The 22743-nt window shown below is 72.5% G+C and carries 18 protein-coding genes; 9 read left to right on the forward strand and 9 right to left on the reverse strand.

The window, feature by feature from the left end:
* The first annotated feature begins 4 nt into the window (after window positions 1-4).
* From AB0C38_RS29165 to AB0C38_RS29180, 4 genes are read left to right on the forward strand one after another with little or no spacing between them, the layout of a single operon-like run.
* Window positions 5-4372: a nitrate- and nitrite sensing domain-containing protein gene (locus tag AB0C38_RS29165; RefSeq protein ID WP_360679522.1), complete on the forward strand. Its 4368-nt coding sequence runs from the start codon at window positions 5-7 to the stop codon at window positions 4370-4372.
* Window positions 4369-4821 carry a roadblock/LC7 domain-containing protein gene (locus AB0C38_RS29170; RefSeq protein WP_155542171.1) on the forward strand — a complete coding sequence of 151 codons (453 nt, stop codon included), beginning with the start codon at window positions 4369-4371 and terminating at the stop codon, window positions 4819-4821. The genes AB0C38_RS29165 and AB0C38_RS29170 overlap by 4 nt, the downstream gene beginning before the upstream one ends.
* Window positions 4822-4828: 7 nt before the next feature.
* Window positions 4829-5545 carry a DUF742 domain-containing protein gene (locus AB0C38_RS29175; protein ID WP_360679187.1) on the forward strand — a complete coding sequence of 239 codons (717 nt, stop codon included), beginning with the start codon at window positions 4829-4831 and terminating at the stop codon, window positions 5543-5545.
* 28 nt (window positions 5546-5573) lie between these two features.
* Complete coding sequence (locus tag AB0C38_RS29180) at window positions 5574-6137, forward strand: ATP/GTP-binding protein (RefSeq protein ID WP_155542172.1); 564 nt, start codon at window positions 5574-5576, stop codon at window positions 6135-6137.
* A 39-nt stretch (window positions 6138-6176) separates the two neighbouring features.
* On the opposite strand, the gene AB0C38_RS29185 is transcribed toward AB0C38_RS29180, so the two are convergent.
* The 4 genes from AB0C38_RS29185 to AB0C38_RS29200 form a co-directional block, all read right to left on the reverse strand.
* Entirely contained in the window at window positions 6177-6404 is a 228-nt protein-coding gene (locus tag AB0C38_RS29185) for a dihydrofolate reductase family protein (RefSeq protein WP_360679190.1), read from the reverse strand.
* Between the two features lie 285 nt (window positions 6405-6689).
* Complete coding sequence (locus AB0C38_RS29190; protein ID WP_360679193.1) at window positions 6690-7340, reverse strand: DUF899 domain-containing protein; 651 nt, start codon at window positions 7338-7340, stop codon at window positions 6690-6692.
* Complete coding sequence (locus AB0C38_RS29195; RefSeq protein WP_360679196.1) at window positions 7337-7768, reverse strand: SRPBCC domain-containing protein; 432 nt, start codon at window positions 7766-7768, stop codon at window positions 7337-7339. Before AB0C38_RS29195 ends, AB0C38_RS29190 begins: the two co-directional genes overlap by 4 nt.
* A complete protein-coding gene (locus tag AB0C38_RS29200) occupies window positions 7761-8090 on the reverse strand; it encodes a metalloregulator ArsR/SmtB family transcription factor (protein ID WP_360679198.1) in 330 nt (109 codons plus the stop codon). Before AB0C38_RS29200 ends, AB0C38_RS29195 begins: the two co-directional genes overlap by 8 nt.
* Before the next feature lie 138 nt (window positions 8091-8228).
* On the opposite strand from AB0C38_RS29200, the gene icmF reads away from it, so the two are divergent.
* Window positions 8229-11462, forward strand: a complete 3234-nt coding sequence (icmF, locus tag AB0C38_RS29205) for a fused isobutyryl-CoA mutase/GTPase IcmF (RefSeq protein ID WP_360679201.1) — start codon at window positions 8229-8231, stop codon at window positions 11460-11462.
* On the opposite strand, the gene AB0C38_RS29210 is transcribed toward icmF, so the two are convergent.
* Both AB0C38_RS29210 and AB0C38_RS29215 read right to left on the reverse strand, forming a co-directional pair.
* Window positions 11459-11839 carry a CPCC family cysteine-rich protein gene (locus AB0C38_RS29210; RefSeq protein ID WP_360679204.1) on the reverse strand — a complete coding sequence of 127 codons (381 nt, stop codon included), beginning with the start codon at window positions 11837-11839 and terminating at the stop codon, window positions 11459-11461. The two genes, icmF and AB0C38_RS29210, sit on opposite strands and share 4 nt — an antisense overlap.
* Before the next feature lie 33 nt (window positions 11840-11872).
* Complete coding sequence (locus tag AB0C38_RS29215) at window positions 11873-12562, reverse strand: class I SAM-dependent methyltransferase (RefSeq protein WP_360679207.1); 690 nt, start codon at window positions 12560-12562, stop codon at window positions 11873-11875.
* Between the two features lie 76 nt (window positions 12563-12638).
* Here AB0C38_RS29215 and AB0C38_RS29220 point away from each other — a divergent pair, with 76 nt between their 5' ends.
* On the forward strand, window positions 12639-13469 hold the full coding sequence (locus AB0C38_RS29220; protein WP_360679209.1) for an LLM class F420-dependent oxidoreductase: 831 nt from the start codon (window positions 12639-12641) through the stop codon (window positions 13467-13469).
* Here the strand turns inward: AB0C38_RS29220 and AB0C38_RS29225 are convergent.
* Window positions 13423-14121 carry a maleylpyruvate isomerase family mycothiol-dependent enzyme gene (locus tag AB0C38_RS29225; RefSeq protein WP_360679212.1) on the reverse strand — a complete coding sequence of 233 codons (699 nt, stop codon included), beginning with the start codon at window positions 14119-14121 and terminating at the stop codon, window positions 13423-13425. The genes AB0C38_RS29220 and AB0C38_RS29225 overlap by 47 nt on opposite strands.
* The gene (gene kstR, locus AB0C38_RS29230) at window positions 14118-14756 is read right to left on the reverse strand and encodes a cholesterol catabolism transcriptional regulator KstR (RefSeq protein WP_360679215.1); all 639 of its coding nucleotides are present in this window, start codon (window positions 14754-14756) and stop codon (window positions 14118-14120) included. The genes AB0C38_RS29225 and kstR overlap by 4 nt, the downstream gene beginning before the upstream one ends.
* Before the next feature lie 140 nt (window positions 14757-14896).
* On the opposite strand from kstR, the gene AB0C38_RS29235 reads away from it, so the two are divergent.
* The 3 genes from AB0C38_RS29235 (at window position 14897) to AB0C38_RS29245 (ending at window position 21297) form a co-directional block, all read left to right on the forward strand.
* Entirely contained in the window at window positions 14897-16948 is a 2052-nt protein-coding gene (locus AB0C38_RS29235; RefSeq protein WP_360679218.1) for an acyl-CoA dehydrogenase, read from the forward strand.
* A gap of 93 nt (window positions 16949-17041) precedes the next feature.
* Window positions 17042-20137, forward strand: coding sequence for an SNF2-related protein (locus AB0C38_RS29240; protein ID WP_360679220.1), 3096 nt, complete (start codon window positions 17042-17044; stop codon window positions 20135-20137).
* Window positions 20137-21297, forward strand: a complete 1161-nt coding sequence (locus AB0C38_RS29245) for an SWIM zinc finger family protein (RefSeq protein WP_360679223.1) — start codon at window positions 20137-20139, stop codon at window positions 21295-21297. The genes AB0C38_RS29240 and AB0C38_RS29245 overlap by 1 nt, the downstream gene beginning before the upstream one ends.
* 190 nt (window positions 21298-21487) lie before the next feature.
* Here the strand turns inward: AB0C38_RS29245 and AB0C38_RS29250 are convergent, their stop codons facing one another.
* Window positions 21488-22723, reverse strand: a complete 1236-nt coding sequence (locus tag AB0C38_RS29250) for an alpha/beta hydrolase (RefSeq protein WP_360679226.1) — start codon at window positions 22721-22723, stop codon at window positions 21488-21490.
* Between the last annotated feature and the right edge of the window lie 20 nt (window positions 22724-22743).

Below are 22743 nucleotides of genomic sequence, written 5' to 3' on the forward strand. Positions count from 1 at the left end.
TCAGGTGCCCGTGGGGGAGCTGCTCGGCCGAGCGCCCCGGCGGTCCAAGGGCAAGGACGCGTGGCGCGCCCTCGTGCGCTGGCGCGACTGGAGCCTGCCCGTCAAGCTTTCGGCCGTCACCGTCGTCCCGATCGTCCTCGCGCTGGTGCTCGGCATCACGACGATCGCCGGCCAGGTCGGCCGCGCGGACGACTACCAGCGGCTCGACCGGCTCGTCACGCTCGGCGGCCAGACGCGGGCGCTCACCGCCGCGCTGCAGCAGGAGCGCACGGTCACCGCGGCGATGCTGACCGACGGCACCGTCGGCGGCACGCCGGAGCTGGCCGCGGCCCGCAAGGCCACCGACGCCGCGGTCGGCCCGTTCACCGCGGCGCAGGCCCGCGCGTCCGAAGTGGAGCCCGGCGTGGCCGGGGCCGCCGGCGCGGCCACCGCGCAGGTCAACAACCTCGGCTTCCTCCGCCGCCAGGTCGACGGCGGCCAGCTCGACCCGGCCCAGGCCGTCAACTCCTACTCCGGGACCACCGGTTCGCTGATCGGCCTCGACACCGCGGCCACCGCGGGCGCCGGCGACGGCACCCTCGGCGGCACGCCCGCCGGGCTGCACGAGCTGCTTGTCGCGGGCGAGCAGGTGTCGGTCAGCCAGGCGCTGGTGTCCTACGGCATCGCCCGGTCCGCGCTCTCGCCGAGCGAGCTGGCCACGCTGCGCGCCGCCGAGCTGCGGCTGGCCGACCGGCTCATCGACTTCCGCTCCGCGGCGGGCGACACGCTGCAGCGCGACTTCGCGGCGATCGCCGAGGGCACGCAGGCGCAGAGCCGGGCCCGGATGGTCGAGTCCGTGCTGAACGCGCCGGGCACCGCGGTGGACGACGCCTTCCGCACCCTGTCGGCGACCGACTGGGCCACCGCCTCCTCGGCGATGCGGAAGCAGATCGGCCAGGTCGCCGACCGGCTCGGCGCGGCGGCGTCGGCCACCTCGACCCAGCTGGTCGACGAGGCCAGCAGCGGCGCGGGCCTGCTCGCGGTCCTGCTCTTCGCGGCGATGGTGCTCGCGGTCGCGGTCGTCTTCCTCATCACCCGCCAGCTGCTGCGCTCGCTGAAAGCACTGCGGCGCAGCGCCCTCGACGTCGCCGAGACCGCGCTGCCCGAAGCGGTCCGCAACATCCAGGAGGGCCGCGCGCAGGGCACGGACGTCGTGCCGGTGCCGGTGCGGACCGAAGACGAGGTCGGCGAGGTCGCCCGGGCGTTCGACAAGGTGCACCACCAGGCACTGCGGCTGGCGACCGAGCAGGCCGCGATGCGCACCGGCTTCGGCAGCGTCTTCGTCAACCTGTCGCGGCGCAGCCAGAGCCTGGTGCAGCGGCAGCTGCAGCTGATCGAGCAGCTGGAGCGGGACGAGGAGGACGCCGACCAGCTGGCCACGCTGTTCCAGCTCGACCACCTCGCCACCCGGATGCGGCGCAACAACGAGAACCTGATGGTGCTCTCCGGCGCCGAGCCGGGCCGCCGGTCCGGCAAGCCGGTCGGCACCACCGACATGCTCCGCGCCGCGGTGTCGGAGATCGAGCAGTACCAGCGGGTCCAGGTCCAGGCGCCGCCCCCGGCGCGGATCGTCGGCTACGCCGCGAGCGACCTGATGCGCCTGGTCGCCGAGCTGCTGGACAACGCGACCGCGTTCTCCGCGCCGGAGACGTCGGTGACGGTGGCATCGCGGCTGGGCGACGACGGCTCGCTGAACGTCGACATCCTCGACAAGGGCATCGGCATGAACGAGGTCGAGGTCGCCGAGGCGAACACCCGGCTGACCGAAGCCGGGTCCGTCGACCTGGCGACGTCGCGCCGGATGGGCCTGTTCGTCGTCGGCCGGCTGGCCAGCCGGCACCGGATCGGGGTGTCGCTGCACGGCGGCAAGGACATCGTCGGCGTCCGCGCCACGGTCGTCGTCCCGCCCGAGCTGGTGATGCCGGTGACCGACGGCCCGCTGACCGGCCCGATCGGCGGGCCGCGGCCGCACCCGGTGGGCAACCCGCTGCCGCGCCGTCAGGTCAACGGCAACTCCCGGCCGCGGCCGCTGGTCCCGCAGCAGCCGCCGATGGGGGAGGAGCGCTGGCCGTCGGCGAGCGACCTCGCCGGGCTGTCGAACGGCCACGGACCGGCCGGCGTCCGGCCGCCGTCGGACCTGGAGATCTCCGGGACGGAGCTGTTCGCGCCGTTGCCGAAGGACGACCAGGCCCCGCCGCAGCACCCGACGCTGCCCGCGGTCCTGCCGGTGCCGGACCCGCCCCGATCCGGTGTCCTGCCGGCGGGCAAGGACCTGTTCTCCGCCAACGAGACGACGCTCAGCGACTGGTGGAACCAGGCGACCGCGAAGCCGGCGCCGGCGCCCACCCCGGCCCCGGCCGCGGCTCCGGACCTCTCGGAGACGACGCCGATCTTCGACGAGATGCTCTCAGCGTGGTTCCGCGAGGACAAGCCCGCCGAGAAGCCGGCCGCCGCCGCGGAAGAGCCGGCCGCCACGGAAGAAGCGGCTCCGGAGAAGCCGGCCGCCGAGCCGCGGGAAGCACGCAGCTGGGACTTCGCGAGCGACGAGAACTTCCGCACGGTCCAGGCCGTCACGAAGGTGGAGCCCACGGCGTTCACCGAGGCAGGGCTGCCCCGCCGCCGCCGCGGCGAGCAGCTCATGCCGGGCAGCGCGACCCCGATCCCGGCGGCCCCCGCGACCCCGGCCCCGGCCCGCCCCGACCTGCCGGTCCGCGACCCGGCGGACGTACGCGGGCGGTTGAGCAGCTTCCAGCAGGGTGTGACCCGCGGCCGCCAGCAGGCGCGCCGGGCAGCGGCGAACCCGCAGACGCCGGGTCAGCCGGGCGCGGCCCAGCAGGGGACCGGCGGGACGTCCGCCGGGCAGCCGGGGTCCGCGTTCCAGCCGAACACCCAGCGGCAGGCTCCTGAGCCGGATGCCTCGTCGCAGGCGCCGGAGGCCGCTCCTCAGCAGCAGTCCTTCGCCCGGCGGCTCGAGCCGGACGCCCTGCGCCAGCCGGGCACGCAGCAGGCCGCGCCCGGGGCACCGGTCCAGCCGAACGGCCTGCCGCGGCGGGGACAGCAAGGAGCTGGGCCCGCGCAGCAGCCGGGCGCGTTCCAGCCGAACGGGCTGCCGCAGCCGAGCCGGCGGGACCCGCAGCCGGACATGTTCCAGCCGAACGGACCGGGGCAGGCACCCGCGGCCCCAGGACAGCCGAACCGGCTGCCGCAGCCGGGGCAAGCGCCCGCAGGCCGGCCCAACGCCCTTCACCAGCCCGGCGAGCAGGGCACCTCAGCGCAGCCCGACGCCCTGCACCAGCCTGGGCAGGATGCCCCTGCGCAGCCCAGCGCTCCGCACCAGCAGGAGCGGGAGGGGGCAGCGCAGCCCGACGCCCCGCACCAGCCCGGCGAGCCGGGCGCCTCAGGGCAACCCAATGCCGTGCACCAGCCGGGCGAAGATGCTCCGGCGCAGCCCGACGCCTTGCCCCAGCGGGAGGGGGCAGCGCAGCCCGACGCCCTGCACCAGCCGGGGCAGGAGGCAGCCGCGCAGTCCCGCGCCGCGCATCAGCTCCGCGAGCCGGATGCCCCGGCGCAGCCCGACGCCTTGCACCAGCCGGGGCAGGAGGCGGCCGCGCAGTCCCGCGCCGCGCATCAGCTCCGCGAGCCCGATGCCCCGGCGCGGCACGACGCTCTGCCCCAGCCGCGGCAGGAAGCGGCAGGGCAGCCCCACGCACCACACCAGCCCAGCGAGCAGGAAGCCCCCGAGCAGCCTGGCGACCGCCGGCCGCCGGCGTCACCGGAGCCCGGTGAGCCGGCCGCTCACCAGGAGCCCGGCCCGCTGCCGAGCCGGCAGCCACGGCCGTCGCGTCGGCCGTCGCCCGCGCCGCAGCCCAGCGCTCTGCAGCAGCCCGCACCGGAGCCGCCCGGCGAGCCGGACGACCAGCCTCCGGCCTTCCCGGGCGCGCTGGACGGCGCCGGCCGGCCCGCCGGGGCGCCGTCGGTGCTGCCGTCGCGCCGGGGCGGCTCGCCGGAAACCCCGGTCCCGCGGCGGGAAGAGAGCGCCGTCGAGGCCACCGCCGAGTGGAACTTCGGTACCGATGAGGGCTGGCGGGCGGTGCAAGCCGTGTCCCAGTCGGCACCTGCCACCTTCACTTCGGCAGGATTGCCCCGGCGCCGTCGCGGGGAGCAGCTGCTCCCGGGCAGCGCCGGACCGCCCACCGGGGCCACGGCCCCCCGACCACAACGGGACGCACACGACGTGCGCGGCCGCCTGCGAAGCTTCCAGCAGGGCATCGAGCGCGGCCGCCACCGCACCGCGCGGGCCGAGACCAACCACGAGACACTGGAGGGTGAATGACCTCGCCGAGTAGCGCACAGCCGCCGCAGAACCAGTTCGGCTGGCTGATCAACGACTTCGCGGAGCGTGTGCCCGGCGTGGCCCACGCCGTGGTCGTCTCGGCGGACGGCCTCCTGCTGAGTGCCTCGAACCGGCTGCCGCTCGACCGCGCCGACCAGCTCGCCGCGGTCGCCTCGGGCCTGGTCAGCCTCACCCAGGGCGCCGCCCGGTGCTTCGAGGCGGGGGCGGTCAACGAGACCGTCGTCGAGATGGAGCTGGGGATCATGGTGCTGATGTCGATCAGCGACGGGTCCTGCCTCGCCGTGCTCGCCGCCCCGAACTGCGACATCGGCCAGGTCGCCTACGAGATGACGATGCTCGTCGACCGGGTCGGCCAGATCCTGACCCCGGAGCTGCGCGCCCAGCTCCAGGGCTCGGGTGGGTCGCTGATCGGCGAACCGGTGGGATGATGGCGCGATGAGCACGGGGTCCGGATTCGGCGGCGAACCACCCGAGGGGCAGCGGCCCCCCGGGCGAGAGGACGACGGCACGTTCGCCGACGTCCTCAACGGGTTCACCCTGGATTCCGGCCGTGCCCGCCGGAAGCGCAAGAAGAGCAAGGAGTCCCCGCCACCCCCGGCCGCCGGTGCGCACGCGGCCGCGGAACCGCCGGCGTTCGCGCCGTCGGCCGACCATGGAGATCACGTGACCTCTTTAGTCTCTCCACCCGGCAGTACCGACGGGGACAGCCCCAGGCCAGGCGGTTTGTTCGACCCGGGCCCGCCCAGCGGCGAGTTCCTCATGCCGGCGGTGTTCGAACAGCCCCTGGCGCCCGAGGATCAGACGGCGATCGTCCGGCCGTACGCTTTGACCGGCGGCCGCACCCGGGCGAACTACGCCCTGGAGCTGGAGACACTGGTCTCCGCGAAGGACTACGCTGCCACCGGTGGCTTCCCCGAAGTCGCCGCGGAGCAGATCGAGTGCATCTCGATCATGGAAGAGTGCCGGACCCCCCGTTCGGTCGCCGAGATCGTGTCGGCCTTGCGGGTGCCTTTGGGCGTGGCCCGGGTGCTGATCAGCGACGCGGCCGACGCCGGGCTGGTCACGGTGCACAAGACGATTACGGGCAATGACGGCGCCGAGGCACATCTGGTGTTGATGGAAAGGGTTTTGAGTGGACTCCGTCGGCTTTAAGGCACCGCGGGACACCGCGCCCCCGACCATGACATCCGCCAAGATCGTGGTGGCTGGCGGTTTCGGTGCGGGGAAGACGACCTTCGTCGGGTCGGTTTCGGAGATCGTGCCGCTCACCACCGAGGCGATGATGACCGACGCGAGCGTCGGCGTCGACAACCTCGATCACACTCCGGGCAAGTCGACCACCACGGTGGCGATGGACTTCGGCCGGGTGTCGCTGGACGCGGACCTGATCCTGTACCTGTTCGGCACGCCCGGGCAGCAGCGCTTCTGGTTCATGTGGGACGACCTGGTCCGCGGCGCGATCGGCGCGGTCGTACTGGCGGACACCCGCCGGCTGGCCGACTCGTTCGCCCCGATCGACTTCTTCGAAGACCGGGGCCTGCCCTACATCGTCGGCGTCAACACGTTCGACGGCGTGCTGGAGCACGACATCAACGACGTGCGCGAGGCCCTGTCGATCGACCCGAACATCCCGATCGTCCGCTGTGACGCCCGGGACCGCGAGTCGACGAAGCAGACGCTGATCACGCTGGTCGAGTACGCGATGCGCCAGTGGATCGCGCTGCGGGCGGCCAAGAGCCGCTGAGGCCGTCAGGGCCCGGGGCAGCCCCGGGCCCGGCGACGCTCACGCGCGCCGCAGCCGCAGCAGCACGACCCGTCCGTCGAACGTGCGCGACTCGACCAGCTCCAGCCCGAGCCGCGCCGTGCCTTCGGCGAACGGGCGTTTCGTGCCGCCCAGGATCACCGGGTGGACGAACACCAGGTACTCCTCGATCAGGCCCTGCGCGGTCAGCGATGCGGCCAGCTCCGCGCCGCCCATGAGGAGCACGTCCTTGCCCGGTTCGGCCTTCAACGCCGCCACCGTCTCGGCGAGCGGCCGGCCAGAAGGCCGACATCATGTCCCAGACCTTCCGGCCGTAGGCGAACTCGCCGTACCGCGCGCTCAGCTCGCGCGAGTAGCCGGACAGCTCCGCGCCCATCACCGGCCAGTCGAACTCGCCGTCCGGGCCTTCGACGCAGCCATCGAACGATGTGTGGACCATGTGGACGATCTCGCGCATTCCGTCTCCTCCGGAAGGGTGCTGACCCTGGAGGTCGGAACCGCGGCCGCCGACCGGACACGGCCGCCGGAAAGTCCTCAGTACTCGTCGTGGCGGCGCCACCAGGAGCCCGGCGAGTCTTCGCCGCGGCTCTCCTCTTCCCACGCCTCCTGACGCCCCAGCGGCGTGACGTCGAGGTAGCGGTGGGAGGCCAGGAACATCTCGCCGCCCCGGCCGGAGGTGAAGTAGGTCCGGTGGACGTCGTCGCCGTCGCGCAGGAACACGCTCACGCCGAACCCTGTCCCGACCCCGCAGTCCTCGGTGAACCCGGTGCCGTGCGCGGACACCCACGGCACGTCCCAGCCCATCCGCGCCCGGTACCGCTCGATCTCCGGCAGGGTCGCCGGCGCGACGATCTTGAGCGTGACGTCGCGGGCGTGCAGGTGCGCCAGGTGCGGCATGTTGTCGACGAGCAGGGAACAGCCGGGGCAGCCCGCCTCGTCGCCGGGGTGCAGCATGAAGTGGTAGACGATCAGCTGACGGCGGCCCTCGAACAGGTCGAGCAGGCTGACGGTCCCCGTCGCGCTCTCGAAGGGGTACTTCGCGTCGAAGCGGACCATCGGCAGCCGGCGGCGCTCGGCGGCGAGCCGGTCGGCCGCCTTCATGTGCTCCTTCTCCTTGACCAGCAGCGCGTCGCGCGCGGCCTGCCAGTCCTCCGGCGAGACGATCTCGGGCAGGGTGGCGGTCATCGGTCGTCCTTTCCTCGGATGAAGCCGGTCAGGTCGTCGAAGCTGGAGGTCCAGCCCTCGTGGTGGCCGTCGCGTTCGGCGGCGGCCGGGAAGCCGGTCTGGGCGAAGGTCATCTCGGTCTTGCCGTCGAGGTCGGCGAAATCGATCGCCACGAGCGTCTCGAGCCCCTGGGACTCCCAGGCGAAGGTGAACGCGAGCCGGCCGGGCGCGCTGACCTCGCGGTAGACGCCGTGCATCCAGTGCTCGTCGCCTTCGGGGGAGCGGATGCAGGCCCGCCAGCGGCCGCCGGGGCGCGGGTCGAGGGTGACGGCGCAACAGGTGAAGCCGTGCGGCCCGAACCAGCTCGCCAGCTGGTCGGGCTCGCTCCAGGCGGCGAACACGAGCTCGCGGGGCGCGTCGAACACGCGCGTGATGGTGAGGTCAGGCATCGCCGGTCAAGCTCCTCAGGTGCTCTTCGAGGCGGTCGAACCCGCCGTCCCAGAAGCGGCGGTAGGTCGCGACCCAGTCGGCGACGTCTTCCAGGGGTTTCGCCTCCAGCCGGCAGGGCCGCCACTGACGGGTGCGGCCGCGGGTGATCAACCCGGCCTGTTCGAGCACCTTCAGGTGCCGCGAAACCGCGGGCAGGCTCATCGTGAACGGCTCGGCGAGCTCGTTCACCGTGGCTTCGCCGGTCGACAGCCGGGCGAGGATGGCGCGCCGGGTCGGGTCGGCGAGGGCCGAGAACGTCCGGCTCAGCTGGTCGTTTGTCATTTCAGCACCTTGTTAATTAACGGATCTGTTAAACATAGCGCCGAGCTGGCCGATGTCAAGTTCCCCCGGGCGACCCCTGAGATCCGCGTCACGGGTCCTCGGGTTTCCGATAGTAGGAAGTCAAAGTATTCTGGAGGGATGAGCAGTGAGCTGTACCGCCCCGCGCACCCCGTCCGGTTCGTCACGGCGTCGAGCCTCTTCGACGGTCACGACGCGTCGATCAACATCATGCGGCGGATCCTGCAGTCGCAGGGCGCGGAGGTCGTGCACCTCGGCCACAACCGGTCGGTCGACGAGGTGGCCACCGCGGCCATCGCCGAGGACGTCCAGGGTGTCGCCATCTCTGCTTACCAGGGCGGGCACGTCGAGTACTTCTCCTACCTGGTCGAGCTGCTGCGCGAGCGCGGCGCCGGCCACATCAAGGTCTTCGGCGGCGGGGGCGGGGTGATCGTGCGCGAGGAGATCGACCTGCTGCACTCGCGTGGCGTCGCCCGCATCTTCTCGCCCGAAGACGGCTACGAGATGGGCCTGCCGGGCATGATCAACATGATGATCAAGGCCTGCGACGTCGATCTCGCCGCCGAAGCCCCGGCGCTGGACAAGGTGCTCTCCGGCGACGTCGCCGCGCTCTCGCGCGTCATCACGCAGCTGCAGGCGGAGCAGCTGCCCGGCGACCTGCTGAGCGGGATCACCGAGGCCGCGGGCAAGCGGGAGGTACCGGTGCTGGGCATCACCGGCACCGGCGGCTCGGGCAAGTCGTCGCTCACCGACGAGCTGATCCGCCGCTTCCGCCTCGACCAGGAGGACAAGCTGCGGATCGCGGTGCTCGCCGTCGACCCGTCGCGGCGCAAGGGCGGCGGCGCGCTGCTCGGCGACCGCATCCGGATGAACTGCCTCGACGGCTCCCCGGTGTACTTCCGCTCGCTCGCGACGCGCACGACGTCCGGCGAGATCCCGGCCGGGCTGAGCGAGGCGATCCAGGCGTGCAAGGCCGCCGGGTACGACCTGGTGATCGTCGAGACGCCGGGCATCGGCCAGGGCGACGCCGGCATCGTCGACTTCGTGGACGACTCGCTGTACGTGATGACGCCGGAGTTCGGCGCCGCGTCGCAGCTGGAGAAGATCGACATGCTCGACTTCGCCGACGTCGTCGCGATCAACAAGTTCGAGCGCCGCGGCGCCGAGGACGCCCGCCGCGACGTCGCGCGCCAGCTGGTGCGCAACCGCGAGGCCTTCTCGCAGGGCCCCGAAGACATGCCGGTGTACGGCACGAGCGCGGCGAAGTTCAACGACGACGGCGTCACCGCGCTCTACCAGCACCTGCGCGGGCTGCTCACCGAGCGCGGGCTGACCGTCTCGGCCGGCACGCTGCCGCAGGTCGAGGGCAAGGTCTCGACCGACGCCTCGACGATCATCCCGGGCAACCGGTCCCGCTACCTGGCGGAGATCTCCGAGACCCTGCGCGGCTACCACGCGAAGACCGCGCAGCAGGTCGCCGCCATCCGCAAGCGCGAGGCCCTGGCACTGGCCAAGACGGAACTGTCCAAGGTGGACGCGTCGACCGACGCGCTGGACGGGCTGCTCGCCACCGCGGAGTCCGCTGTGGACGGTGAGTCGACAAAGCTCCTCGAGCGCTTCCAGGCGCTGTCGGAGGAGTATCGCCAGGACGAGCTCGTCGTCAAGATCCGCGACAAGGAGCTGCGCACGCAGCTGTGGCGCGACACGCTGTCCGGCAACCGGATCCCGCGCGTCGCCCTGCCCCGCTACGCCGAGTCCGGCGAGCTGCTGTCGTTCCTGCGCCGCGAGCACCTGCCCGGATACTTCCCTTATACGGCCGGTGTTTTCCCGTTCAAGCGCGAAGGGGAGGACCCGGCGCGGATGTTCGCCGGCGAGGGTGACGCGTTCCGCACGAACCGCCGCTTCAAGATGCTGTCGGCCGACTCGGAGGCGAAGCGGCTCTCGACCGCGTTCGACTCGGTGACGCTGTACGGCCACGACCCGCACACCCGCCCGGACATCTACGGCAAGGTCGGCACGTCCGGCGTGTCCATCGCCTCGCTCGAGGACATGAAGGTCCTCTACGACGGCTTCGACCTGACCGCGCCGAACACGTCGGTGTCGATGACGATCAACGGCCCGGCGCCGACGATCCTGGCCTTCTTCCTCAACACCGCGATCGACCAGAAGGTCACGGAGTTCCGGGCCGAGCACGACCGCGAGCCGTCCGAAGCCGAGGCCGTCGAGCTGCGCGAGTGGGCTTTGAAGAACGTGCGCGGCACGGTCCAGGCCGACATCCTCAAGGAGGACCAGGGCCAGAACACCTGCATCTTCTCCACCGAGTTCAGCCTCCGGATGATGGCCGACATCCAGGAGTGGTTCATCGAGCACGGCGTCCGCAACTTCTACTCGGTGTCCATCTCCGGCTACCACATCGCCGAGGCCGGGGCGAACCCGATCTCGCAGCTGGCTTTCACGCTGTCCAACGGCTTCACCTACGTCGAGTCGTACCTCGCGCGCGGCATGGACATCGACGACTTCGCGCCGAACCTGTCGTTCTTCTTCTCCAACGGCATGGACGCGGAGTACTCGGTGCTCGGCCGGGTGGCCCGGCGGATTTGGGCCGTGGCCATGCGCGAGCGCTACGGCGCCAACGAGCGGTCGCAGAAGCTCAAGTACCACGTGCAGACGTCCGGGCGGTCGCTGCACGCGCAGGAGATGAGCTTCAACGACATCCGCACCACGCTGCAGGCGCTCTGCGCGCTGTACGACAACGCGAACTCCTTGCACACCAACGCGTTCGACGAGGCGATCACGACGCCGTCGGAGTCGTCGGTGCGCCGCGCGATGGCCATCCAGATGATCATCAACAAGGAGTGGGGCCTGTCGAAGAACGAGAACCCGCTGCAGGGCTCGTTCGTCATCGACGAGCTGACCGAACTGGTCGAGGAGGCCGTACTGGCCGAGTTCGACCGGATCTCCGAGCGCGGCGGCGTGCTCGGCGCGATGGAGACGGGCTACCAGCGCGGCAAGATCCAGGACGAGTCGATCCTGTACGAGCGCAAGAAGCACGACGGCTCGCTGCCGATCGTCGGCGTCAACACGTTCCGCAACCCGCGCGCGGGCGAGGACGACGTCGAGGTCGAGCTGGCGCGCGCGACGGAGGACGAGAAGAAGTCCCAGCTGGACCGGCTGGCGGACTTCCAGCACCGCCACCACGAAGAGGCCCAGCAAGCACTGAAGGCGTTGCGCGAAGCGGCCACCCGCGGCGGCAACCTGTTCGGGGTGCTGATGGATGCCGCGCGGGTGTGCTCGCTGGGCCAGATCACGGAGGCGTTCTTCGAGGTCGGCGGGCAGTACCGCCGCAACGTCTAGCGGCGGCGCCAGAAGGTCGGCCGCCACCAGTAGAGCACCGTCGGGTCGGCCGGCCACGGTGCGCGGTGGGGGTGGTCCATGGACTCGAAGTCGTCGAGGTCGAGGTCGATGGGACGCCAGCCGTCGTCGAGCGGTTCATCCGGGGTCGCCATGCGCACGAGCCCGGTGAAGCGGTACTCCATCGCACCCATCTCGGCGTAGGCGCGCTGGGAGTCGACCAGCGTGAGGGAGTTCGCCCCGCCGGCCCGGTCCGGCCACCGCAGCTGGATGTCGTCGTCCTCCCAGAAGCACACCCGGCAGATATCGTGGCTGCCGGGAGGCTTCTCGAACGTGTGGTGCCCACAGCAGGGGCACGGGTAGTCGGCCGGAGTGTCCACGAGTGATCACTGTCGACGAGCGGCCGCCCCGGGTCAACTCGATTGACGCACGGCCTTGAGCTGCCAGACCGGGACGAGCACGCGGCCGTCCTCGTCGGTGCCCAGCCGGTCCAGGCCGGCCGGGTCCGCGTTCAGCATCGTCCGGACGCTCTGCTTCAGCTCTTCCGTGGTCATCGACGTCGTGTAGAGCGTCGGCTCGAGCCGCTCGATCGTCCAGTCCTTCCCGACCGTCTCCCGCAGGTTGGCCTCGGTGATCAGGTACGGCGCCGGGAAAGCGTCCGGCACTTCGGGGGAGAAGGCGAACAGGTGCAGCCGCGCGCCCGGCCGCGTCGCGCGCGTCAGGGCAGCGAGGTACTGATGCCGGTCGTCCTCGGTCAGACAGTGGTAGAGCGCGCTGTCGAGGACCGTCTCGAAGCGGCCTTCGTAGCCTTCGAGCTTCGTCGCGTCGGCCACCGCGAAGGTGACGTCCGGCGTGCGGGCGCGGGCCAGTTCGATCGCCGAGGGCGCGCCGTCCAGGCCGGTCACGCGCAGGCCGCGCGAGGCGAGGAACGCCGAGTTGTCGCCGAGGCCGCAGCCGATGTCGAGCACCTCGCCGGTGAACTCGCCGGCGTCGGCCAGTGCGACGACGACCGGCTGCGGAGCGCCGATGTCCCACGGCATCTTCCGGCCCATCGGCGTTCCGCCCTGGTACAACTCTTCGAAGTCGACGTCCTGGATGTCCATGACTACCCCCTTATTCAACAGATGATGAGATGACTCCATCCTGCACCGCCTGTCAACCTGGTGGTAGTCGTTGACTATGAAATTCGGGATCTCGACGTTCGTGACCGACGAGGGCATCCGGCCGGACGTGCTGGGCGCGGCGCTGGAGGAACGCGGCTTCGACTCGCTGTTCCTGGCCGAGCACTCGCACATCCCCGTCAGCCGGGAAAGCCCGTACCCGGGCGGGGGTGACCTGCCGGAGAAGTACAAACGCACGCTCGACCCGTTCGTGGCGCTCACCGCCGCGGCCACCGCGACGTCGGAGCTGCTGCTCGGCACCGGCATCGCGCTGCTGATCCAGCGCGACCTGATCCACACCGCCAAGGAGGTCGCGTCGCTCGACCTGGTCTCCGACGGGCGCGCGCTGTTCGGGGTCGGCGTCGGCTGGAACCGCGAGGAGATGCGCAACCACGGCACCGACCCGAAGACCCGCGGCGCGTTGATCGACGAGCAGCTGGCCGCGCTCAAGGAGATCTGGACGAAGGACGAGGCCGAGTTCCACGGCGAGCACGTCGACTTCGACCCGATCTACGCCTGGCCGAAGCCGGTGCGCAAGCCGCACCCGCCGATCTACATCGGCGGCGAGAGCGAAGCGGCGCTGAACCGTCTCGTTCGCTACGGCGACGGCTGGCTGCTTCGCGGCCACACACACTTCGACGAGGCCAAGCGCGTCCGTGGCTGGCTCGCCGACCAGGGGCGTCCGGACATCGAGTTCGCCGTCTTCGGCGGCGACACCAAGGGCAAGGTGATCGACGGCTTCCGCGAGGCGGGCGTCGAGCGCTACACGTTCCTCCTGGAGACGCTGCCCGAGGCCGAGGCGCTCAAGGCGCTGGACGAGCTGGCCGGGGTGGTCGCCGCGCACCGCTGACGGGCCACGGGCCCAGGTCCGGGAGGTCGCCGGTCAGGCCGGTGCCGGCGGCCCGCCCGGACAGCCACGCGGCGAGCTCGCGCACGGACCCGGTGACTTCGGTTCCGCCTTCGCCGGCGCCCCAGCGGAGGTCCCCGGCGCGGGCCGTCACGCCGTCCGGCAGACGATCCTGGAGGAAGTCCACGGCGTGGCCGCAGAAGCCGGCGGGCCAGTCGGCGAGGCCGATGCCGACGTCGAGGTCGACGGCGTGGATCCAGACCTCGCGCCAGCGCGCGAAGACCGTGCTGGACAGCTTGCCGTCGCGGTAGTCCACGGTCTGGTCCCAGTCCGTGACGCGGGCCCACGCGTCTTCCAGGCGCACGGAGTGCCGGAGCAGGTCCCGCCGGTGCTCCTCGGCCGTCTGGCCCGCGGTCGCCTCGATGATGCCGTCGCGGTCGTGCGTCTTCGGGTCGTAGAGCGGGACGAGCACGCCGCGCAGGGCGTTCTCGACCAGGTCGGCGAGCGCGCGCCCGGCGTCGGTGACGTGGGCCAGTACGTGCCCGCGCGTCCAGCCGGGCAGCGGCGACGGTTCGCGCACCTGCTCGTCGGTCAGCGGTTCGAGCGCGCGGTGCAGCCGGCTGTGCGCCTTGGCGACCGCCGCCGCCGGGATCACTTGTCCAGCAGTAGGTGCACCGACAGCTCGAGGCGGTTGGCGACGTCGGCCGCCGACGCGCGGCGGGTCACCCACGCCACCAGGTTCGCCATCCAGACGTCCGCGACGACGTGGAAGATGTCACGGTCGGCCTCGGCCGGGTCGGTGATGCCCATCGCCTGGGCGAACATGTTCTCCATCAGCCGGCCGACCTGCTCGACCTCGGCGGCGGCGGACGTGTCGGCGAACATGAACGCGCGGACCATCGCCTCGGTCAGGTGCGGGTCGCGCTGCATCAGCCGGGTGTTGCGGCCGAGCACGAACATCAGCCGCTCGGCCGGCGTCTCACCGGGGATGGCCTGGCGTTCCAGCTTCTCCTGGGCGCGTTCGAACTCGCGCGCGAGACCCGAGACGAGCAGGTGGATCTTCGACGGGAAGTACCGGTAGAGCGTGCCGAGGGCGACGTCCGCCTTCTCGGCGACGGCCCGCATCTGGACCGCGTCATAGCCGCCTTTCGAGGCCAGCGCGAGGGTGGCGTCGATGATCCGGCGGCGGCGGTCGCGCTGGGCGGCCGAGCCGAGCTCGTCCGCGCCGATCGCGCTCAGACCGTTCCCGCGTGCCTTCGCCGGCGCTTTGGCTTTGCCGGGCATCGGCATCCCCCCGTCCTTCGGAACTTGTTCCAGTTCACGACGTAGAGTACCTGTCCTGGCGAAACGTTCAACAAATGACCCACTGGCCGAAAAACTGTAACACGTTCTACACTCGCGAGTAGTGTCCCGCACCGCGAGGAGGGCCCATGCCGGTCGCGCTCACCGAGGAACAGGCCGCGCTGGCCGAGGCCATCCGCGCCTGGTCCGCCGCGCACCACCCGCGAGAGGCGGTGCGAGCGGCGGAAACCAGTGCTGCTGCCGGGGTTCCCGCGAGTTTCGCCGACCTGGGCTTGTTCGGCGTGGCCTTGCCCGCGGCCGTCGGCGGCGCCGACGGCACCGTCGCGGATCTGGCCGCCGGGCTGGCCGCGGCGGCTGAAGAACTCGTTCCCGGTCCGGTGCTCGGCACCGCTTTGGCGGGCCTGCTGCTCACCGAGATCCCTTCGGCGAAGGAGCTGCTCGCGGTCGTCGCGGAGGGGGAGGCCACGGTCGCGGTGCTGCTGGACCCGCTCGTCGACGGTGTCTCCGGGCCGGTGCCGGGCGCCACACCCGAGTCCTGGCTGGTGGTGCCGGTCGACGGCGGCCACGTGCTGCTCGGGCCGGGGACACCCGGGCTGACCGTGGAGCCGCTGACGCCGTTCGACTTCTCGCGCCCGCTGGCGCGTGTCCGGTACTCCGGGGTCGGGGCCGAAATCCTGACCCTGCCGCCGGTCGAGCCGCTGGCTGCGACGCTGGCCGCGGCCGAAGCGGCGGGCGTCGCGCGTCGCTGCCTGACCATCGCCGTCGACTACGCCAAGGTCCGCGAGCAGTTCGGCAAGCCCATCGGCGGGTTCCAGGCGATCAAGCACCTGTGCGCGGAGATGCTGTGTCGCGCCGAAGCGGCCGAAGCGCTGGCCTGGGACGCAGCTTCCGGGCGGCACCCGCTGTCGGTGGCGAGCGCGGCCGCCGTCGCCCTCGACGCCGCCGTCGCCAACGCGAAGGACTGCGTCCAGATCCTCGGCGGCATCGGGTTCACCTGGGAGCACGACGCGCACCTCTACCTGCGCCGGGCCGTGGCGTTGCGGCAGTGGCTCGGCGGCTCCGGGCCGTGGAGGCGTCAAGCGGCTTCGCTGGCTCTCGCCGGGACCGAACGGACCTTGGGCGTCGACGTCGGTGAGGACCCCGCCTTGCGCGCCGAGGTGGCCAGGATCGCCGCGCTGCCCGTGTCTTCGCAGCGAGTCGCTTTGGCCGACGCGGGGTTGCTGACGCCGCACTGGCCGAAGCCGTTCGGGCTCGGTGCCGACGCCGCGGAGCAGCTGCGGATCGACGGCGCGCTGGCGGCCGCCGGCGTCCGCCGCCCGGACCTGGTGATCGGCGCGTGGGCGGTGCCGACGATCCTCGAGCACGGCAGCGACGAGCAGCGCTCCCGGTTCGCGCGGCCGACGTTGCGCGGGGAGATCACGTGGTGCCAGCTGTTCAGCGAGCCGGGCGCCGGGTCCGACCTGGCGGCGCTGCGGACGGTGGCGCGGCGCGTCGACGGCGGCTGGCGGCTGACCGGGCAGAAGGTGTGGACGTCTTTGGCGCGCGAAGCCGACTGGGGCATCTGCCTCGCGCGCACCGACCCGGCCGTGCCCAAGCACAAGGGGATCACGTACTTCCTGGTGGACATGCGCGCCGCGGGCATCACGACGCGGCCGCTGCGGGAGATCACCGGGGAGGCCGTCTTCAACGAGGTGTTCCTCGACGACGTGTTCGTCCCGGACGCCGACGTCGTCGGGACGCCGGGAGGGGGCTGGCGGCTGGCGCGCACGACGCTGGCCAACGAGCGGGTGGCCCTCGGGGGCGGGTCCGCGGTGGGGGAGAGCGTGCAGTCGCTGATGTCCACTGTGGACGCTGCTTCGCTGGACGACGTGGCTTTGGACCGGCTCGGCTCGCTGGTGGCCTTCGGGATGGCGGGTTCGGTGTTGGACCTGCGGGCGGCCCTGCGCCGGCTGGAGGGGCAGGATCCGGGCGCGGAGTCGAGCGTGCGGAAGCTGCTCGGGGTGCAGCACCGGCAGGACGTCGCGGAGTTCGCCCTGGAGCTGGCGGGTGCGGGCGCACTGGTCGCCGGTGGTCCGGCTCAGCGGGAGTTCCTGCTGACGCGCTGCCTGTCCATCGCGGGCGGCACGACGCAGGTGCTGCGGTCGCTGACGGCGGAACGGCTGCTGGGGCTGCCGCGCTAGTTTCCTGTCTCAGTTGCTCGACGAGACGGTGCGAAAGGACCGTTCGTGCCGCCGGGGCCGAAACTGTCGGGGGCGTGTTCTAGCGTTGCCGTCGTGGAGTTCAGCGCAGACACCCAGGCCACGTACTTACCCGCGGATCCCCCGCGGGACGGCGTGCTGGCCTTGTGGGGCGACGACGTGGCCGGCGGGACCACGATCGAGCTCGTGCTGCCCCGGGGCGGGAAGTTCGCGCGGACGAAGGTGGACGCGGAGCTCGTCCCGCTCGAACGCGCGCTGCCCCGCCTGCTCGCGGTGGGGGAGGAGGCCAGCCCGGCCGTCGCGGCGTGGTCGGCGGCCGTCAACGCCGGGGTGAACCTCGTCGCGCGGGGGCGGCTGCGGCCGGCCGTCTCGCCGGCCGGGGCGGCGGCCTGGCGGATCGGGCCGTTGGACGCGGCCGACGAGGAGCTGCTGCGAGGACTGGCCGGCGCCCTGCCGCCCGAGGCGTACGCGCTGCCGCTGACCGGGCTGAAACGCATCCGCCTGCACTCGCCGGACTCCCTGGTCCGCGCGCTCTGGGACGCGACGGCCGACCTGCTGGCCCGCAGCCCGGCGGCGCCGGTCGGGGCGGGCGACCCGGCGTTCGCGGCACGCGAACCGGCCCTGCTCGGGCCGGACGGCGCGGCGTGGCTGGCCGAGCTGGAGGCCCGCGAACCCCGCGGCGTCCAGGTGCTCCTGCGGGTCGAGGGCCGGGACGACGACTCGTTCGCCGGGGTCCTGGCGGTGCGCAGCATGGCCGAGCCGAGCCTGGTGGTGGAGGCGTCGACGCTCTGGGACGCACCGGACGCGGTGCTGAACCGGCTCGGCGACCAGGTGGAGACCCAGCTGCTGCTCGGCCTGCGCCGCGGCGCGCGGGCGTGGGCGCCGCTGGGCGGGGTGCTGGCGCAGGCCGCGCCCGCCGAACTGCCCCTGACCGACGACGAGGTCGTCGACCTGCTCACCGACGGCAGCCGCGACCTCGGCGGCGCAGGCATCGAGGTGCTCTGGGCGAAGGGGCTGTTCGCCGGCGAGGTCAAGGCGAAGGCGAGCGCGACCCAGGCGCCGGCGAGCGTCACGGAGGCGGAGTTCGCGCTGAAGAGCCTCCTGGAGTTCCGCTGGCAGCTCAGCCTGGGCGGCGAGCAGCTGACCGAGGCGGAGGTGGCGGCCCTCGCGGAGGCGAAGCGCCCGCTGGTCCGCCTGCGCGGCCAGTGGGTGCGGGTGGACCCACAGCTGCTGGCGCGGGTCCGCGGCCGCACCCGCAAGCTCGACGCGGGCGAGGCCCTGGCGGCGGCACTGACGGGCGAGCTGGAACTGGACGGCGAACGCGTCGAGTTCGCGGCGCCCCCGGTACTGGGCGGCCTGGCCGAGCGAATCCGCGACCGCGAGGGCGCTTTGGCGGCCCCGCCGCCGGGGCTGCAGGCGACGTTGCGGCCGTACCAGCAGGCGGGGCTGGCTTGGCTGGCCACGATGACCGGTCTCGGGTTGGGCGCGTGCCTGGCCGACGACATGGGGCTGGGGAAGACGATCCAGCTGATCGCCCTGCACCTCCACCGCCGGGCGCTGGCTGCGGGTTCGCCATCCGGGGCCGGTGAGCCGGCTGGTCTTCCAGCCGGAGGTGAGCCACTCGCGGCTCAGGTGGCCGGCGGGCTGCCGCTGCCCGCCGAGCCCCGGCCCGGCAGCCATCCTGACCCGGCGGGGCTCGCGGAGCCTCGCTCCGGCGACCATCCCCGGTCGGCCGAAGCCGCCGAGGCGCTCATCGGCTCCCCGGTGGGCGACCTGCCCGACCCGGCCGAAGCCTCCGCGGCGCTCGGGTCCGGCGACCATCCTCACTTGGCGGAGCTTGCGGAGCCCCGGCCCGGCAGCCGGCCCAACCCGGCCGAAGCCGCCGAGTCCCAGCCTGCCGAACTCCAAGCTGCCTCGACCGGCGGCCCGACCCTGGTCCTCTGCCCGACCTCCCTCCTCGGCAACTGGGAACGCGAGTTCGCCCGTTTCGCCCCGGACATCCCGGTCCGTCGGTTCCACGGCGGCAGCCGTCATCTCGACGATCTCGGCCCCGACGAGGTCGTCCTCGCCACCTACGGCGTCCTCCGGCGCGACCGCGAGACCCTGTCCGAAGTGGACTGGGGGCTCGTCGCCGCCGACGAGGCGCAGCACGTCAAGAACCCGCTGTCCGCCACGGCGAAGGAACTCCGGAAGATTCCCGCCCGCGCCAAGGTCGCCCTCACCGGCACCCCGGTCGAGAACCGGCTGACCGAACTCTGGTCCATTGTGGACTGGACCACCCCCGGGCTGCTCGGCCCGCTCGACCGCTTCCGCCGCACCGTGGCGCGGCCGATCGAGCGCGACCGCGACAAGGCCGTCACCGAGCGGCTGGCCGCCACCGTCCGGCCGTTCCTGCTGCGGCGCCGCAAGTCCGACCCGGACATCGCGCCGGAGCTGCCGCCCAAGACCGAGACCGACCGGTTCGTCCCGCTCACCGCCGAGCAGACCACCCTCTACGAAGCCGTCGTCCGCGAAAATCTGGCCGAAATCCGCGAGACGCAGGGCATCAAGCGGCGCGGGCAGGTCCTGCAGCTGCTCACCGAGCTCAAGCAGATCTGCAACCACCCGGCCCAGTTCCTCAAAGAACCCCACGGCGCGCTCACCGGCCGGTCCGGCAAGCTCGCCGCGTTCGAAGAGCTCGTGGACGTCATCCTCGACGAGGGCGAAAGCGTGCTCGTCTTCAGCCAGTACGTCCAGCTCTGCCGGCTGCTCGAGCGCCGCCTCAAGGACCGGGGCCTGCCCACCGAGCTGCTCTCCGGCGCGAGCTCGCCCGCGAAGCGTCAGGACATGGTCGACCGGTTCCAGGCCGGCGAGATCCCGGTGTTCCTGCTCTCGCTCAAGGCGGGCGGCGTCGGGCTCAACCTGACCCGGGCCACCCACGTGATCCACTACGACCGCTGGTGGAACCCGGCGGTCGAGGACCAGGCCACCGACCGCGCGTACCGCATCGGCCAGGACCGGCCGGTCCAGGTCCACCGGCTGATCGCCGAGGGCACCCTCGAGGAGCGGATCGCGCAGGTGCTCGAAAAGAAGCGCGGGCTGGCCGAGTCGATCGTCGGCGCGGGGGAGGACTGGATCACCGAACTCTCCGACGACGAGCTCGCCGACCTGGTCCGGCTCGGGAGCGGGTGATGCCTCCGAGGCGGAGCTTCGGCCGGACGTGGTGGGGCCGCGCCTGGGTCGACGCGCTGGAGCAGCGCGCGAAGCTCGACCCGAACCGGCTGCCCCGCGGGCGGACGTACGCGCGCAAGGGCACGGTCAGCGAGCTGCACGTCGCCGCCGGCGACGTGCGAGCGCGGGTGCGCGGCAGCCGGCCGCAGCCGTACAAGGTGACCATCGCGATGCGCACCTTCACCGACGGCGAGTGGGACACACTGCTCGGCGTCGTCGGCACGCAGCTCGGGCACGCGGCCGCGCTGCTCGACGGCGAGCTGCCGGGCGCGCTCGCCGAGCAGGCTCGCGAGGCGGGCGCCGACCTGCTGCCCGGCCCGGGCGACCTGCGGCCGCGGTGCTCGTGCCCGGACTCGGCGAACCCGTGCAAGCACGTCGCCGCGGTGTACTACCTGGTCGCCGACGAGGTGGACCGCGACCCGTTCACGCTGTTCCTGCTGCGCGGGCGCCCACGGTCGGACATCTTGGCCGAGCTGCGGGCCCGCCGAGCCCCGGCGCGCGGCGAGCGGCCGAAGCTGCCGAAGCGCGTGGACGAGGGGCTGACCCCGCGCGCGGCCTACGCCCGCCGGCCGGGCGCGATCCCGGCTCTGCCACCGCCCCCGCGGGTGGCCGGGCCGCCGGCGGTCCTGGACCTCGACCCGCCGCCGAGCACGGGCTGGACCGCGGCGACACTGTCCGGCCTCGCGGCGGACGCGGCATCCCTGGCACGCGATCTGCTGACGGGCGGCGTGACGGCCACAGAGCTGACATTCGAGGAGGACCTCGCCCGCCGGGCGGCGGGCCGGTCCGGCGCGGAGGCGGCCGCCCTGTCCACGGCGGCCGGAGTGCCGGAACGCGACCTGGTCCGCTGGGCGGAGGCCTGGCGCGAAGCCGGCCGCGGCGGCTTGGCGGCATTGCGCGAGACGTGGCAGCCGGGCCCGGGCCCACTGGCCGAAGCACAGGTGGTCCTGGCCGAGGCGGGACTACCGGGAACACCCAAGGCCTGGCGCAACCGCCTGACCCAGGGAGAGCTGCAGCTGCGCTACGGCCGCGATTCCCGCTGGTACAGGTTCATCCGCGAGGGCACCGAGTGGCGCCTGGACGGCCCGCCTTCGGCAAGCCCGCTAGACCTCGCCTACTGACCCACCAGCCCCGCCCGGCAGTCCGGCAGCCTGGCTCCCTGACCGCGGCGAGCCCGGCAGGCCTCGCCGACCGACCGCCGGTTCGGCCGAGCCCAAACGCGCCACATCGGGTGCGTTGGACGCAACCAACGCCACATTGGGGCGCAACGCCGCCGCCACGAGCGGGTCGAGTGCCCCGGCCGCATGGCCGCTACCGGTTCTCGGCCTTCCAAGCGTTGTAGGTGAAGTCCAGGAACCGTGCCACACCTCGCACCACATGCGCACTCCGCACGGAAGTGAACACGTCGAACGCATGCTGAGCCCCGGCCAGCTCCGCATAAGCCACCGGCTGCCGCGACTTCTCCCGCAGCCGCCGCACGAACTCCCTCGCCTCGCGCACCGGGACCAGCGAGTCGTCCCGCCCATGAATCACGAAAAACGGCGGTGCCTCCGAGGAAATCCGGTCCAGCGGGGATGCCGCGATGTAGTCGTCGAGGTAGCGCACCGGATCACGATCGGCCGCGAACACCCGGCGCGCGATCAGGCTTTCCAGCCGGTACTGGCTCGCCCGAGACCCCGAAGTCGCCGCGAAGTCGTACACCCCGTAGTGCGGCACGCATGCCTGGACGCTCGTGTCCGCGTCCTCGAACTCCGGCTGCAGCGCCGGGTCGTTCTGCGACAACGCCAGCAGTGCCGACAGGTGGCCGCCTGCCGAACCGCCCGTTACCGCCACGAAGTCCGGGTCGCCGCCGTAGGAGGCAATCGAAGAACGGATCCACGCCAACGCCTGCTTCGCCGCCACGATGTGCGCCGGCCAGCGGTGGGCCGGGGACAGCGGGTAGTTGATCGCGACGCACACCCAGCCTCGGCGCGAGAGGTAGCGCATCAGCGGCCGGCCCTGCTCCTCCTTGTTGCCGATCACCCAGGCTCCGCCGTGGACCTGCAGCAGCACCGGCGCGCCGGTCACCGGGGACGAAGGCCGGTAGACGTCCAGCAGGAACCGCTTGCCACCCGGGGCGTACGCGATGTTGCGGTCGACCCGCACGTCCGGCGCGCCCATCCGGAACGGCAGCGCCAGCTCGCCCCACGGCAGGCCCAGGTCGGAGCGGCCCAGCTCGGACGCGTAGTCCTCGCCCAAAGCGTTGGTCAGCGCCTTCTCGATCTCCTCGCGGGCGCCGTGACCCGTCCGGATCAGGGCGGCGAGCCCGGCGGCGGACGCGGCGGCCATCGCCAGGCCCGCCTGCGTCGACCGGTCGCGGACGCCGTGGCGGGCCGCGTGGACCAGGGAATCCGCGGCCGTCAGGGCCAGGAACTGGGGCGCGAGCTCCCCGGTCAGCCACCCGGCGAAGAACGCCGGGATGGTCGTGGACCGGGCTCGCAACGGGCGGAGCGCGTTCGCGGTGAGGCCGAGCTGGACCGCGCGACGGATCAGGAAATTCGGCTGCACCACCGTGATGGTACCGGCGA

The organism is Amycolatopsis sp. NPDC048633 (assembly GCF_040650695.1).
Lineage (GTDB): Bacteria > Actinomycetota > Actinomycetes > Mycobacteriales > Pseudonocardiaceae > Amycolatopsis.